This window comes from Chryseobacterium sp. SIMBA_029 (assembly GCF_046535275.1).
In the GTDB taxonomy this organism is placed as follows: domain Bacteria; phylum Bacteroidota; class Bacteroidia; order Flavobacteriales; family Weeksellaceae; genus Chryseobacterium.
Genome location: NZ_JAWRXA010000491.1, coordinates 1 through 260 on the forward strand (window position 1 = coordinate 1; position 260 = coordinate 260).

Here is a 260-nt window from a genome sequence, read left to right on the forward strand (position 1 = left end):
GATTCTCCTTTTACATATTTTCTCCACTGCTCATTGCCATCCTGATTTAAGTACAGCATCCAGAAGGTTTCATCATCGCTTTCTATTCTGCCTTCTGCCTGGGTGTAGCCTCCGAGTAGAATTCCTTTTGAAGATTTATCATCTGCTGAATGCAGGATGCTCATTCCCATCAGTACATCTCGGTTTTTGAAATTATAGGATTTCTGCCAGATCTCTTCGCCTCTTTCATTGAGTGAAATCAGCCACAGATCGGTTCCTTC

1 pseudogene is annotated in these 260 nt (G+C 42.3%); it reads right to left on the reverse strand.

Annotated features, from left to right (window positions below):
* Positions 1–260, reverse strand: a pseudogene (locus tag SB679_RS24940) (T9SS C-terminal target domain-containing protein); the annotation flags it as partial.